Here is a 13622-nt window from a genome sequence, read left to right as displayed (position 1 = left end):
CGGCTTCTTTGATGGCGATGGCGGCCCGCCCGACCTGGGGCAATTGCTGATCGTGCTGGACCCCGCCCGGTTCGGTGGCGACGGCTATGCCGCACACATGGCGCATCTGCTGCTGACCGTGGCGGGAGAGGCGCCGGCCCGTCTGCCCGGCGACCGGCGGCTGGCGCTGCGGGCGAAGGCGGCGACCGACGGGGTGACCATCCCGGCGGCGCTGCATGCGGAGATTTTGGGTCTGGTGGGGTGAGCGCAGCCCTGCTCGCCCTCACCCTCCCATTGGCTGGCGCCAATGGGCCCCTCCCTCTCCCACTTTTGTGGGCGAGGGATGGAACTGGACCTCGCGCCATATTTCGCCCCTCGCCCGCGTGCGGGAGAGGGAGGGTGAGGGAACACCCCAACACCATATCGAGAGGCAAATCATGCCCGACATCGTCATCACCGAATTCATGGACAAGGACGCCATCGCCAATGTCCTGGCCGGCCGTGACGTCCTGTACGATCCCACGCTGGTGGATCACCCGGACCGGCTGGCCGCCGCCCTGGCCGACGCCCGCGCGCTCATCGTGCGCAACCGGACCCAGGTGCGCCAAGCCTTGCTGGATCAGACGCCCAGGCTGAAGGTCGTGGGAAGGCTGGGTGTGGGGCTGGACAATATCGATATGGCCGCCTGTGCGGCCCGCACTATCGCTGTCCGGCCCGCCACGGGCGCCAATGATCTGGCGGTCGCCGAATATGTGATCACGGCGGCGCTGATGCTGCTGCGCCGGTCATGGTTCGCCTCTACCCGTGTGGCGGCGGGCGAATGGCCGCGCACCGACCTGATGGGACGGGAAGCGGCGGGCAAGCGGCTGGGGCTGGTCGGTTATGGCGCCATCGCCCGGCTGACGGCGCAAAAGGCCATGGCGCTGGGCTTTTCCGTCGCCGCCTATGATCCGCACCTGCCGGAACGCCATCCCGCCTGGGTACAGGTGGAACGGCAATCGCTGGAAACCCTGCTGGCTGCATCGGATGTGGTCAGCCTGCATGTGCCCCTCACCCCGTCGACCACCAACATGATCGACGCAGCCGCCCTGGCGCGTATGAAAAAGGATGCGATCCTGATCAATGCCGCACGCGGCGGCGTGGTAGATGAGGCGGCCTTGTGCGCCGCCCTGACGGCGGGAAAACTGGGCGGAGCCGCCCTGGACGTCTTCGCCACCGAACCGGTCACGGCCGCGTCGGGCGCCATGTTCCAGGGCGTGCCCAACCTGATCCTGACCCCCCATATCGCCGGCGTCACCGATGAGAGTAACGCACGCGTCAGCGAGGTGACGGCGCGTGCGGTGCTGGAGGAACTGGGCGAATGATTGAGGCCGCCACGCCCCCCCTGCCCAGCCGGCTGGATCGGATGCGCGGGTTGCTGCCCGGCCTGATCGCCACCATTGTGGTGGCGCTGGCGGCCACCTATCTGTCCGACCATTACAACGCCCCCTCCATGGTCTTCGCGCTGCTGCTGGGCATGGCGCTGAACACGCTGCCGGGGGAACCGCGTTATGCGCCCGGCATCGCGCTTTCAGCCCGCACCTTGCTGCGTATCTCCGTGGCGCTGCTGGGCCTGCGCATCACCTTTGCACAGGTGGGTGACCTGGGCTGGTCCACGGCGGCCATGGTGGTCTGTGCGGTGCCGCTGACCATCGGTTTCGGCTGGGTCCTGTCGAAATTGACGGGCGTGGGCGGGCGTTTCGGTGTGTTGTCGGGCGGGGCGGTCGGCATCTGCGGTGCGTCCGCCGCCATGGCCATCGCCGCCGCCTGGCCGCGCAAGGACAGCGAGCGTGACACGGTCGTCGTCATCGCCTGCATCACCAGCCTGTCGACCATGGCCATGCTGGCCTATCCCGCCATCGGCGGCTGGCTGGGCCTGGACGCCGTTGCGGCGGGGCGGTTCTTCGGCGGCTCCATCCATGACGTGGCACAGGTGGTGGGCGCCGGCTACAGCCAGTCGCCCCAGGCCGGCGACACGGCAACGGTGGTGAAGCTGATGCGGGTGGCCATGCTGCTGCCCGTGGTGGTCGCCATCACCCTGCTGGCGGCGCGCGGGCGCAAGGCGGGGGACGGGGAAGCCAGGGTCACCCCCCTGCCCGGCTTCCTGATCGGCTTCGTGGCGCTGGCCTTTGTCAATGGCATGGGCTGGGTGCCGGGACCGGTCACGTCGGTGCTGACGGAACTGTCGCGCTGGCTGCTGCTGATCTCCGTGGCGGCATTGGGCATGAAGACGTCGGCCAAGGACATCATGGAGGTCGGGCGCGCCGCCATCGCCCTGGTCGTGGCGGAGACGGCCTTCATCGCGGTCTTTGTGCTGGGCTGGATCGAACTGGTGGGATAGCCCAGCGCTGGCCATCCCCCTTGTCATCACGGCAGGCCCCCGGCACCGAAATGCGGCCATGGGAACCGGCATTTTTCCAATTCCCGTCATCCCCGCGAAACCGGGGAAGACAGAAAAGAAACAAAACAGGGAGGAGAGGTTGTGCGAACCGGTAGTGCCCCACCATCGCCGCCACCCGTCACCGACGGCTATCGACGCTACGCCCTGTGGGTGCTGCTGATCATCTATATCCTGAACTTCCTGGACCGGCAGATCGTCGCCATCCTGGCGGAACCCATCAAGAATGAGCTGCATCTGGCGGACTGGCAGTTGGGCGTGATGACGGGGCTTGCCTTTGCCCTGTTCTACACGGTGCTGGGCATCCCCATCGCGCGGGTGGCCGAACGGGGCAACCGGCCCCTGATCATCGCCGCCGCCGTGGGCACCTGGAGCGGCTTCACCATGCTGTGCGGAATGGCGCAGAGTTTCACGCAACTGGTCCTGTGCCGTGTCGGCGTGGGGGTGGGCGAGGCCGGATGCACCCCGCCGGCCCATTCCCTGATCAGCGATTATACGCCCCGCGAACGCCGCGCCTCGGCGCTGGCCTTCTATTCACTGGGCACGCCGCTGGGCGGGCTGTTCGGCATGGTGCTGGGTGGCCTGATCGGCGATGCCTGGGGCTGGCGCACGGCCTTTCTGGTGGCGGGGGCGCCGGGGGTGCTGATGGCCATCATCGCTGCCCTGACCTTGCGCGAACCGCGCCGGCAAATGCTGGCGGCCGACCTTGCCGCCCGCCGCGCGGCGGCCCCCAGCATGCGCGAGGCCTGGACCGAACTGCGGTCGAAACGCGCCTTCTGGCTGATCGCGTTCGGAGCCGCCATCAAGGCCTTCATCGGCTATGGCGCCGCGTCCTTCCTGGGTCCGTTCTTTTTCCGCAACCATGCCGACAGCCTGGCCGACATGGCGGACGGGTTCGGGCTGGGTGTGGCGGGGTTCCTGGGCGTGGCCCTGGGCATCATCCTGGGCCTGACGGGGGCGGTGGGTACCTGGCTGGGCGGCTTTCTGGCCGACAAGCACGGGGCCAAGGATCTGCGCGCCTATATGTCCATTCCGGCCGTGTCCACGGCCCTGGGCATCCCTTTCTATCTGGTCGGCCTGACGGCGGACGATACGACCCTGGCCCTGCTCATGCTGGCCTTCCCGCCCGTGCTGAACACGCTCTGGTACGGGCCGGGCTATGCCGCCGTTCAGGGGCTGGTACGGCCGCAGACACGGGCGACGGCCACGGCGGTACTGCTGCTGATCATCAATCTGGTCGGGCTGGGCCTGGGACCGCTGGGCGTGGGGATCATCAGCGACCTGTTGAGCGGACCGTTCGGCCTGGGCAAGGCGGAGGGGGTGCGCTGGTCGCTGGTGCTGTTCACCCTGTTCGGCCTGCTGGCCTCCACCCTTTTCTGGATGGCGCGCAAGACCTTGCGGGAAGAGACGGTGAGTTGAGGGTATCATACCAACGGCATGGGTTTCTGACCCATGCCGTTGGAGGCCGGCGACGGCCGGCCCGCGGCGCGTGCCGCGCAAGCCAAGCCGCCGGATGGCGGCGCCCGGCTTGAGGAAAAAACGCTATAAGGGACCGGCGAAGGGGAGGAAGCCAAATGACCGACCATATCCTGGCCATCGACCAGGGCACGACGGGAACGACCGTCATCATCTTCGACCGCGAGACCCATATCGCAGGACGCGCCTATGCGGAGTTCACCCAGCATTACCCGCAACCCGGCTGGGTGGAACATGACGCGGCGGAAATCTGGCGGGTGACGCTGGACACGACATCGCGCGCGCTGCAGGCCGCCGGCATCGGCCCCCGCGACCTGAAAGCCATCGGCATCACCAACCAGCGGGAAACGGTGCTGGCCTGGAACCGGCATACGGGAGAGCCCGCGCATCGCGCCATCGTCTGGCAGGACCGGCGCACCGCGACCTTCTGCGACGATCTGCGGTCGCGGACCGGTGTGACGGAGAGTATCCGCGCCAAGACCGGTCTGGTCGTCGATCCCTATTTCTCCGGCACCAAGCTGCGCTGGCTGCTGGACAATGTGCCGGGCCTGCGAGCCGGCGCGGAAAAGGGCGACATCCTGTTCGGCACCATCGACACCTGGCTGATCTGGAACCTGACGGGCGGGGCTGCCCATGTCACCGATCCGTCGAACGCCGCCCGCACCCAGCTTTACGATATCCATACCGGCACCTGGGACGATGAACTGCTTTGCCTGATGGATGTGCCGGGTTGCGGCCTGCCGGTGGTGCGCTCCTCCTCGGCGGTGCTGGGCCACACCACGGAAGACGGGTTCCTGGGCGCGGCCGGCATTCCCATCGCCGGCGTGGCGGGGGATCAGCAGGCGGCCCTGTTCGGGCAGGCCTGCCACGGGCCGGGTCTGGCCAAGAACACCTATGGCACCGGGTCCTTCCTGCTGATGCATACGGGCGGCAACACTCTGCGCGATCCCGGTCCGCTGCTCTCCACCGTCGCCTGGCGCATCGGCGACCAGCCGCTGGAATATGCGCTGGAGGGGGCGATTTTTGTGACCGGGGCCGCAGTTCAATGGCTGCGCGACGGGCTGGGCCTGATCGCGGCGGCGGCGGAGACAGAGGCACTGGCCCGCTCCCTGGCCGATAATGACGGCGTCTATTTTGTGCCGGCACTCACCGGGCTGGGCGCCCCGCACTGGGACCCCTATGCCAGGGGCCTGATCGCCGGGCTGACGCGCGGCACGGGCCGGGCGCATCTGGTGCGGGCCGCCCTGGAGGCCATGGCCTATCAGACCCGCGACGTCACCCGCGCCATTGAAGTGCAGACAGGCATCCCCCTGACGGAACTGCGCGCCGATGGCGGGGCCGTGGGCAATGCGTTCCTGATGCAGTTCCAGGCCGACCTTCTGGGCGTGCCGGTGGAGGTGCCGCGTGTGCCGGAGACGACGGCCCTGGGGGCGGCCTATCTGGCGGGGTTGGCCACCGGCATGTGGCAGACCCGCGAAGAGATCCGCGCCACCTGGAAACTGGCCCGGCGGTTTGAGCCGGGAATGAAACCTGCCGAGCGCGAAAAACTGTATGATCGATGGACAAAGGCCGTGGAGAAATCATGCGGATGGGCGGCATGACAACGGAATTGAACCGGGTGGCGGGGCTGTCCGCCCTGGCTGCCGGCGGCGTCTGGGATCTGGTCATCATCGGCGGTGGGGCCACGGGTCTGGGCACGGCGCTGGACGCGGCGGCGCGCGGCTATCGCACCTTGCTGCTGGAAGGGCATGATTTCGCCAAGGGCACCTCGTCCCGCGCCACCAAGCTGGTGCATGGCGGCGTGCGTTATCTGGCGCAGGGCAATCTGCATCTGGTGCGCCACGCCCTGCATGAACGCGGCCGCCTGCTGGCCAACGCGCCACAGGTGACGCGGCGGCAGGGCTTTGTCGTGCCCTGTTACCGCTGGTGGGACATGGCGTTTTATGGGGCGGGCCTGTTCGCCTATGATCTGCTGGCCGGCCGGCTGGGCCTTGGCCGCTCGCGCCTGCTGTCGCGGGCAGAGGTCATGCGCCGGCTGCCCACCGTGAAGACCGACGGTCTGGTCGGCGGCATCCATTATTATGACGGGCAGTTTGATGACAGCCGCCTGGCCATCACCATCGCCGCCAGTGCCGCCGACCATGGCGCCACCCTGTTGAACTATGTGCGGGTCACGGGCCTGCTGAAACAGGACGGGCGCATCGCGGGCGTGACGGCCCGTGACATGGAAACCGGTACCGACTACAGCATCCAGGCCAAATCCGTGGTCAATGCCGCCGGTATCTTCATGGATGAGATCCGGCACATGGACCGGCCTGACCTGGCAGAGGGACTGTCGCTCAGCCAGGGTATCCATCTGGTGCTGGACGCCGGTTTCCTGGCCAGCGACGACGCCATCCTGATCCCGAAGACGGCGGACGGGCGCGTGCTGTTCGTGCTGCCCTGGCTGGGCCGCACCGTGATCGGCACCACCGACACGCCCATCGACAGTGCCAGCCTGGAACCGCACGCGCAGGAAAGCGAGATCGCGTTCCTGCTGGACCATGCCGCCCATTACCTGACCCGCGCGCCGTCCCGGTCGGATGTGCTGTCGGTCTTTACCGGCATCCGGCCCCTGGTAAAGGTGAAGGGGGCTTCGGGCACGTCGGCGGTGCCGCGTGACCATGTGCTGATGGTATCCGACAGCGGGCTGGTCACCATCACCGGCGGCAAATGGACCACCTATCGCGAGATGGCCGAACAGACGGTGGATGCGGCTGCCCGCGTCGGTGATCTGTCCCCTGTCCCCTGCCCCACGGCCGGGCTGCATCTGCATGGCTGGGTGCCGTACCGGGACCCGACGGACCCGCTGGCCGCCTATGGCGCGGATGCACCGGCCGTGCGCGCGGTGCTGGCGGAGCAGCCGGGTTGGGACACGCCGCTTCATCCAAACCTTCCCTATGTCCGGGGGGAAGCCGCCTACGCGGCCCGGCATCTGATGGCCCGCACGGTGGAGGATGTTTTATCCCGCCGCACCCGGTCCCTGTTGCTGGACGCCATGGCCGCCGCAGAGGCGGCGCCGGTCGTGGCGGCGATCCTGGGGGCGGAACTGGGGCGTGACGATATCTGGATCGAGCGGGAGGTCGCCTCTTTCAGGGCGCTGGCGTCAGCCTCGGTTGTTTGACCATCTGCACGCGCGGCGGCGACCGGGTCAGCCGGCAAGCGCCACCGCCGCCCAGGCATGATAGGCGGCCCGTGCTTCATCGCGGCTGCGGGTCGGCATGAATTCCGCCTCATAACGTGCGAAGCGGTGCAGGTCGCTTCGCATGATCACCCCCGCCCCCAGCCCTGCCGCGATGGCGGCACCATAGGCTGTCGCCTCCTTCACCCGGTGGCGACGAACGGGGAGGCCAAGCGCATCCGCCTGCAATTGCAGCAGCAGGTCACTGGCACTCGCCCCACCATCGACCGGCAGATGGTCCGGCACGGCAAGGTCTGGCGTGGCGGCCACCGTCCGGGCGATTTCCATCATGCGGAATGCGATGCCCTGCAAGGCGGCGCGGGCCACATGCGCACGGCCGGCACCCCCATCAAGGCCGGAGATCAATGCCCTGTCATGAAAACGTCCATGGGGTGCCCCCAGCCCCTGAAGCGAGGGGCGCACCACAACCCCGCGCGTGTCGGGCACGGACGCCGCCGCTGCCGACAGGGCGGCGGCGTCCGGGAACATCGCCATTTCCTGACACATCCAGGTCAGGAAGGCGCCGCAGGTGATGACCATGCCCTCCACGCACCAGGCGATATCATTCCCCCGTCTGGTCATCGCCTGGATGGGAATGGTGCGATGGGGGCTGACCGCACGGTCACCGGTAGAGGCCATCAGGACACCCGACGTGCCATAGGTCGCCTTCCAGGCGCCGGCCGACAGGTTGCCATGGGCCAGCATGCCCGCCTGCTGATCCGCCATCACGGCCGTCACGGGCACCGGCGCCCCGAACAGCGAAGGATCGCATTGCCCGATGGGCCCCCAACTGTCGGCAATGGCGGGAAACAGGCTGGCTTCCAGTCCCTGATATGCGATCAGGGTGGGGTTCCAGCCCGCATGGCCGGGATAGCCGATATAGCCCGACAGCCAGGCCGACCCGATATCCGTGACATGCGCCCCGCCGCCCGTCAGGCGGAAAATCAGGTAGCTGTCCAGCGTGCCCCAGCACAGGTCCCCCCGCGCCATGCGGGCCTGATGGTCGGGAACAAGCGACAGCGCCGCCTCCAGCTTCGCCGCCGGCACCTGCGGCCAGAGCGTGAAGCCGGCGGCGCGCAACTGCTTGTACCGCTCCATGCCGCGCAGGTCGCTCCAGACCAGGACCGGCGCTACGGGGTGGCCCGTGGCCCGTTCCCACAGGACGATGCTGGACCGCTGCGTCGTCACGCCGATGGCAGCGACATCGCGCATGTGACGCCCGGCCTGCGCCAATGCCTGCCCGATCACGGTCCGGCAGATGGACCAGACCTGTTGCCCATCCTGCTCCACCCGCCCCGGCGCGGGAAAGGCGGAGGGGATGGGCTGCTTGGCGCTGGCCAGCACCGTGCCGCCCGCATCAATCAGCAGGGCGCGGGCACCCGTGGTGCCGCAGTCAAGGGCCAGCAGCAGTTCAGGCATCGGGGATCAGGTTGCCAGGGTTCATGATGCCATTGGGGTCCATGGCCCCCTTCAGCCGCCGCAGAAGGTTAACGCCCGCCGTCCCCAGGTCATGGGCCAGATAGGGCTTGCGCAGGCGACCCGCACCGTGGTGATGCGCCACGCCGCCGCCATGGCGGGCCGTGGCCTCCATGATGCGGCGCCAGCATTCGAAATAGGCGGGTTCCATCAAGCCTGTATCCTCGAACGTCGCCGCGAAGGAGAAATACAGGTTAATCCCGGAACGGTAGACATGGGAACTGTGGGCGGAGGCATTGATGACACCCTCAACCCCGTTCAGGTCGCGGATGACATCATTGTAAATATCGCCGATCTGCGTCCAGGTACCGGAAATTTCGGCCGTATCGGCGACATAGCCGCGGTCGAACATTTCCGTCCAGGTGGGCACATGGTTGCGGCGCAACAGCCATTGGTCGGCCGCCGCCGCGTCCCCCGGCTCCAGCCCCGCCGCCGCCGCGATGGCGGCGATGGCGGGCATCTCCGCCTCCACCCGTTCACGCGGGCCTTCATGCACCATCAGCAGCATGGATTTGCCATCCCGCTGGAAATCCTTGAACAGGCGCCGCACCTCGCGCCCGTCATACTGGCGCATCACCGGCGGCTTCCAGTCGGCCTGGATGATCTGGCGCTGTGCCTCGAACCCCGCCTCCATGCTGTCCGCGAAGAAGACGGAGCATTGGCGGACTGGCGCGGCGCGGCGCAGCGACAGGATGACGCCGGTGATCACCCCCATCGTGCCCTCCGCCCCCATCAGCAGATGCCGCAGGTCCGGCCCCGCCGCCGCACGCGGCGCCTTGCCCAGGGTGACGACATCGCCATTGGGCAATACCGCCTCAACGGCGTAGATCATATCCTCGATATTGCCATAGGCGGTGGAGAACTGGCCCGAGGCGCGGGTGGAGACCCAGCCCCCGACGCTGCTGATCCCGATCGATTGCGGCCAATGGCCGATGGTCAGGCCACGGGCCGCCACCGCCTCCTCCGCCAGCAGCCCGTTCATGCCCGCGTCGAAACCGGCCAGCAGGTTGGTCTCGTCGATGAAGCGGACCGACGCCATGCCGCCCATATCCAGCAGGATGGCATCCGGGGTCGGCTCCACCCCGCCGCAGACCCCGCTGCCCAGGCCGAAGGGGATCAGCGGGATGTGGTGTTCATTGGCGAACAAGACGACCTGCCGCACATCGGCCACGCTTTCCGGCCGGACCACCAGGCCGGGGGCGGGCACAGGCTCGCCGCGCCAGTCGCGCAGATGTTTGACGCACCATTGGTCATAACGGCGGGCACGCAACGCCTCGGCGTCGCCCAGGATCTTGTGGCGGCCGATGCGTTCGGCCAGTTGTGCGGCGATGTTCATGGCTCATTTCCTTCCGCCCCGGGCGACAGCGCCCGCCGGCTGTTCCTGTCCAGTTGCAGGCAATGATGGATTTCGGCGGCCCGGCGGCGTTGGTCCCAGCCCAGCAGCAGGCCCATGGCGTCCGCCGCCGGGGCCAGGGCGTCGCGCCCCGCCGCCTTGTCGAACCAGGCCCGCGCGCTGCGCCGGACCCAGTAATCCTCCAGGGTGGCCGCGCCTTCCCGCAGGACGGCGTGCCGCGCCTCTGCCGCCGCGTCGTCCCCTCCGGCGCGGATCAGCCCGGCTTCCGTGCCGTAGAGCCGGTCCAGGCGGTCATCGCCGTCCAGCGTCCGCTCCCCACCCGGCAGGGGAAGATCGGCCGTGCGGCAGGGCGAAGGCCGGCGATCCAGCCGCCCTTCCACCGCATCCACGATGCGGGCCGCCATGGCGCGATAGGCCGACAGCTTGCCGCCGGCAATGGCGATCACGCCGCTGGGCCCCACCCACATCTCATCCTTGCGTGATACTTCCGTCGCCTTCTTTCCCGCCTCCCCGATCAGGGGGCGGATGCCGGCCCACAGCGAAACGATATCCCGATCACGGATCGGGTCCATATCCATGGCCGCCCGCGCGGCATTGAGCAGATAATCGATGTCGGTGCGCCCGATCTCCGGCCAGTAATCCGTGCCGGCATAAAACTGATCCGTCGTGCCCAGATAGGTGAAGTCCCCGCGCGGTACCGCGAAGACATTGCGCTTGTCCGGCGCGCGCAGGATCAGGGTCGACGCGACGGGCAGCAGCGCACGCGGCAGCACCAGATGAATGCCCTTGGAGAGGGCGAGCCGTGGCCCACCCTCTCCCGCCGCCAGCGCCCGGACCCCATCCACCCAGGGGCCGGCGGCATTCACGATGACCCGCGCCCGGACGCGCGCCCCCCAGTCCTCGCCGGCCAGGGTGGAGCGGGCGATCAGGCCCGTGGCCCGGCCCCCCTCCTCCACCAGCGCCTCCACCCGCGCATGGTTCAGGACCACGGCCCCGGCGGCGGCGGCGGAGCGGACATTGGCCAGCGTCAGGCGGGCATCGTCGGTCAGGAATTCCGGATAGGCGACGGCCCCGTTCAGCCGGTCGCGGCGCAGGCGCGGTTCCCGCCGCGCCAGTTCATCCAGGCTCCAGACCTCATGCTGTTCCGCCGCCGGCACCCCGCCCAGCTTCTCGAAGCTCCACAGGGCCGCGCGCAGCTTGGCCTGCGTCGCCAGGGAGGTGGTCGGGATGACAAAGGGCGTGATCCGCGCCAGATGCGGGGCGATGCGGCGCAGCACCTGCCGCTCCGACGCACTCTCCCGCACCAGGGCCACATCGCCCTGCGCCAGATAACGCAGGCCGCCATGGATCATCTTGGATGACCGGCTGCTGGTGCCCGACGCGTAATCCTGCGCCTCCAGCAGGGCCACCGACAGGCCGCGCAGGGCCGCGTCGCGGGCAATGCCGGCCCCCGTGATGCCGCCGCCGATGACGGCCAGGTCGAACACCCCGTTCTCCAGCCGGGCGAAGCTGGCGGCGCGATCAAGCGCATTCAGGCTGGCCCCCGTCCCCATTCACCCCTCCCCGTCCCTGTCGTTTGTCTTCGTCAGACGTTAGGGGAATTGCGACGGCTATGGTGATGCGTTCTGGGAAACAGCCCGGTCCCGCCGCATGGCCAGTGCCGTCCAGATCGCCCCCGTGAGGTCCACCAGCCCGAACAGCACCAGCAGCCCCGGCGCCAGACCCGCCAGGACCAGACCTGTGAAGCCGGCCAGCACAATGACACGGGTCACCACCGTGATCCGCTGAAACGCCACCCCATCGGCGCCGGCATGGTAATAAAGCCCCAGATTGAAGACGATGATGCCCAGGACCCGTATCCACGGCTCCCCCGTCGGCGCCAGCCCCAGCAGGCCCAGCAGCAGATTGGGCAGCAGCAGCAGGATCAACCCGTTGACCCCCAGATACAGGGCGAACAGGCGCAGCGACAGGGCGGCATGGGACAAGGGCTGGGTCTCCGTCTTGGCAAGCTTTGCCAAAAAATGGCATCATGGCAGAAGGTTTGTGAGGGAGGCCGCAATGGCGACCATGAATGTCTCTGTGCCCGACCGGATGCGCGACTGGGTCCAGTCCCGCATCGACAGCGGCCAATATGCCAGCGCCAGCGACTATATCCGCGACCTGATCCGGCGTGATCAGATGGGGCAGGACCAAGCCACCGCCCTGGCCCGCATGGATGCGGCCATCGAAGCCGGGCTGGCGGACCTTGCCGCCGGGCGGACACGCCCTGCCGATGAAGTCTTTGATCGCCTGGAAGCGAAATATGCGGCCATGATCGTCAATGGTGCAAAGCCTTGATTGTCCGTTTCGTCCGTCAGGCGGAACAGGACTTGGAAGACATCGCGGACTTCATCGCAAGAGAGAATCCGGCGCGCGCCCTGTCGTTCGTGAAGGAGCTTCGTATGAAGGCGGCAGCCATTGCGCAGGCGCCCCACGCCTTCCCAGTGATGCAGAGATATGAACATCAGGGCATCCGGCGACGTATTCACGGGAGCTATGCCATCCTCTACCGCGTCGATGGTGCCGCGTTGAGCATTCTCCATATCCTTCACACGGCGCGTGATATCGACACCATCCTGTCGGCCGGGGAAGAATAGCCCCGCACCCCCGCCGCCAGCGTCGCCACCCACAGCGCCAGCCCCAGATGCAGCCCGATGATCCGGGCATCCGGGTCCAGAAGCCCCGGCACCCGCGTCACGGCCGCCAGCACCACCCCCAGCATCGACAGGCCCATCCACAGCCGCGCCCGGCCCCTGGTCCGCCGCAGCAGGCGCAGGCTGCCGGCCAGGATGAACAGGCTGGACAGCGGCCCGACCAGGGCCTTCTGCCCCGCCAGGACCAGCCCCCCGACCAGCAGGACGGCAATCCCCACTACCCAGGGCGCGCGCCGTGTGCCGGGCAACAGAAACAGCGCCATGGCGACGGTGGCAAATCCCAGCAGGGCGTACAGCGCGGACGCATCCTGATGCAGGATGGTCAGCCATCCCGGCTCCCATCCCGCGAAATGCAGGGCGCCCAGGGCCGAGGGGATGGCCAGGGCCACAATCGACGCGGCCAGCAGGCGCAGCGCGCCCCCCGCCTCCTCCGTCAGCAAGGCCCAGCCGGCCCACAGACAGGCCAGCGCCAGGATGGCGTCACTGCCCGCCAGCAGCATCGGCCATCTCCCGCGTCAGGGTCGGCAGGGTCTGTGCGGCCGCAACGGACAGGCCGGGCGAACCCGCCTGATCGGGATGGCGGCGCAGAAAGGCGGCCTTGATCTTGTCGGTATCGTCGCGGCTGCCATCATGGCTCCATCCCGGCGGGCCGAACAGATAGAGGAACCGGTCGCGCAAGGAGAGGCCGCGCTGCGCCTGATCCTTGAAGATACCGACAAATTCATGGAAGGCGATGCGCAGCGGGTTGAAGGTGCCCAGATCATGCACCAGACCGAACCGCACGGGATCATGATCCTGCTCCGGCACGAAGGTGCCGAACAGCTTGTCCCAGATGATCAGGGTGCCGGCATAGTTGCTGTCCAGATAGCGGGGGTTCGACCCGTGATGAACGCGGTGATGGGAGGGCGTGTTCATCACCGCGTTCATCACGGGTCGAACCCCCGCTATCTGGACAGCAACTATGCCGGCACCCTGATCATCTGGGAC

The 13622-nt window shown here is 68.0% G+C and carries 13 protein-coding genes and 1 pseudogene; 8 read left to right on the top strand and 6 right to left on the bottom strand.

Annotation, left to right across the window (positions count from 1 at the left end):
• The 6 genes and pseudogenes from KBA48_RS28850 to KBA48_RS28825 form a co-directional block, all read left to right on the top strand.
• A pseudogene (locus KBA48_RS28850) lies at positions 1–244 on the top strand (Ldh family oxidoreductase); the annotation flags it as partial.
• Between the two features lie 172 nt (positions 245–416).
• Positions 417–1343, top strand: coding sequence for a hydroxyacid dehydrogenase (locus KBA48_RS28845; protein ID WP_292912148.1), 927 nt, complete (start codon positions 417–419; stop codon positions 1341–1343).
• Entirely contained in the window at positions 1340–2359 is a 1020-nt protein-coding gene (locus KBA48_RS28840) for a putative sulfate exporter family transporter (RefSeq protein ID WP_292912147.1), read from the top strand. Before KBA48_RS28845 ends, KBA48_RS28840 begins: the two co-directional genes overlap by 4 nt.
• A 141-nt stretch (positions 2360–2500) precedes the next feature.
• A complete protein-coding gene (locus KBA48_RS28835; protein ID WP_292912146.1) occupies positions 2501–3835 on the top strand; it encodes an MFS transporter in 1335 nt (444 codons plus the stop codon).
• Positions 3836–3990: 155 nt separating this feature from the next.
• The gene (gene glpK, locus KBA48_RS28830) at positions 3991–5493 is read left to right on the top strand and encodes a glycerol kinase GlpK (protein ID WP_292912145.1); all 1503 of its coding nucleotides are present in this window, start codon (positions 3991–3993) and stop codon (positions 5491–5493) included.
• On the top strand, positions 5490–7055 hold the full coding sequence (locus KBA48_RS28825; RefSeq protein WP_292912144.1) for a glycerol-3-phosphate dehydrogenase/oxidase: 1566 nt from the start codon (positions 5490–5492) through the stop codon (positions 7053–7055). The genes glpK and KBA48_RS28825 overlap by 4 nt, the downstream gene beginning before the upstream one ends.
• Positions 7056–7082: 27 nt before the next feature.
• Here the strand turns inward: KBA48_RS28825 and KBA48_RS28820 are convergent, their stop codons facing one another.
• Genes KBA48_RS28820 through KBA48_RS28805 form a run of 4 tightly spaced genes read right to left on the bottom strand, consistent with a single transcriptional unit; the run spans position 7083 to position 11960 of the window.
• On the bottom strand, positions 7083–8531 hold the full coding sequence (locus KBA48_RS28820) for an FGGY family carbohydrate kinase (RefSeq protein ID WP_292912143.1): 1449 nt from the start codon (positions 8529–8531) through the stop codon (positions 7083–7085).
• Complete coding sequence (locus tag KBA48_RS28815) at positions 8524–9924, bottom strand: FAD-binding oxidoreductase (protein ID WP_292912142.1); 1401 nt, start codon at positions 9922–9924, stop codon at positions 8524–8526. The genes KBA48_RS28820 and KBA48_RS28815 overlap by 8 nt, the downstream gene beginning before the upstream one ends.
• Positions 9921–11495, bottom strand: coding sequence for a glycerol-3-phosphate dehydrogenase/oxidase (locus tag KBA48_RS28810; protein WP_292912141.1), 1575 nt, complete (start codon positions 11493–11495; stop codon positions 9921–9923). The genes KBA48_RS28815 and KBA48_RS28810 overlap by 4 nt, the downstream gene beginning before the upstream one ends.
• A gap of 57 nt (positions 11496–11552) precedes the next feature.
• Positions 11553–11960 (bottom strand): hypothetical protein, encoded by a 408-nt coding sequence (locus KBA48_RS28805; protein ID WP_292912140.1) that lies wholly within the window; start codon positions 11958–11960, stop codon positions 11553–11555.
• A gap of 40 nt (positions 11961–12000) precedes the next feature.
• Here KBA48_RS28805 and KBA48_RS28800 point away from each other — a divergent pair, with 40 nt between their 5' ends.
• Both KBA48_RS28800 and KBA48_RS28795 read left to right on the top strand, forming a co-directional pair.
• Positions 12001–12279, top strand: coding sequence for a type II toxin-antitoxin system ParD family antitoxin (locus KBA48_RS28800; protein ID WP_292912139.1), 279 nt, complete (start codon positions 12001–12003; stop codon positions 12277–12279).
• A 32-nt stretch (positions 12280–12311) separates the two neighbouring features.
• Positions 12312–12578, top strand: coding sequence for a type II toxin-antitoxin system RelE/ParE family toxin (locus KBA48_RS28795; RefSeq protein ID WP_292912138.1), 267 nt, complete (start codon positions 12312–12314; stop codon positions 12576–12578).
• Here the strand turns inward: KBA48_RS28795 and KBA48_RS28790 are convergent.
• Both KBA48_RS28790 and KBA48_RS28785 read right to left on the bottom strand, forming a co-directional pair.
• Positions 12530–13135 carry a hypothetical protein gene (locus KBA48_RS28790; protein WP_292912137.1) on the bottom strand — a complete coding sequence of 202 codons (606 nt, stop codon included), beginning with the start codon at positions 13133–13135 and terminating at the stop codon, positions 12530–12532. The two genes, KBA48_RS28795 and KBA48_RS28790, sit on opposite strands and share 49 nt — an antisense overlap.
• Positions 13116–13562, bottom strand: coding sequence for a sterol desaturase family protein (locus tag KBA48_RS28785; RefSeq protein ID WP_292912136.1), 447 nt, complete (start codon positions 13560–13562; stop codon positions 13116–13118). The genes KBA48_RS28790 and KBA48_RS28785 overlap by 20 nt, the downstream gene beginning before the upstream one ends.
• Between the last annotated feature and the right edge of the window lie 60 nt (positions 13563–13622).

This window comes from Niveispirillum sp., assembly GCF_017996735.1.
Lineage (GTDB): Bacteria > Pseudomonadota > Alphaproteobacteria > Azospirillales > Azospirillaceae > Niveispirillum.
This window is presented reverse-complemented; position numbering and strand designations above follow the sequence as displayed.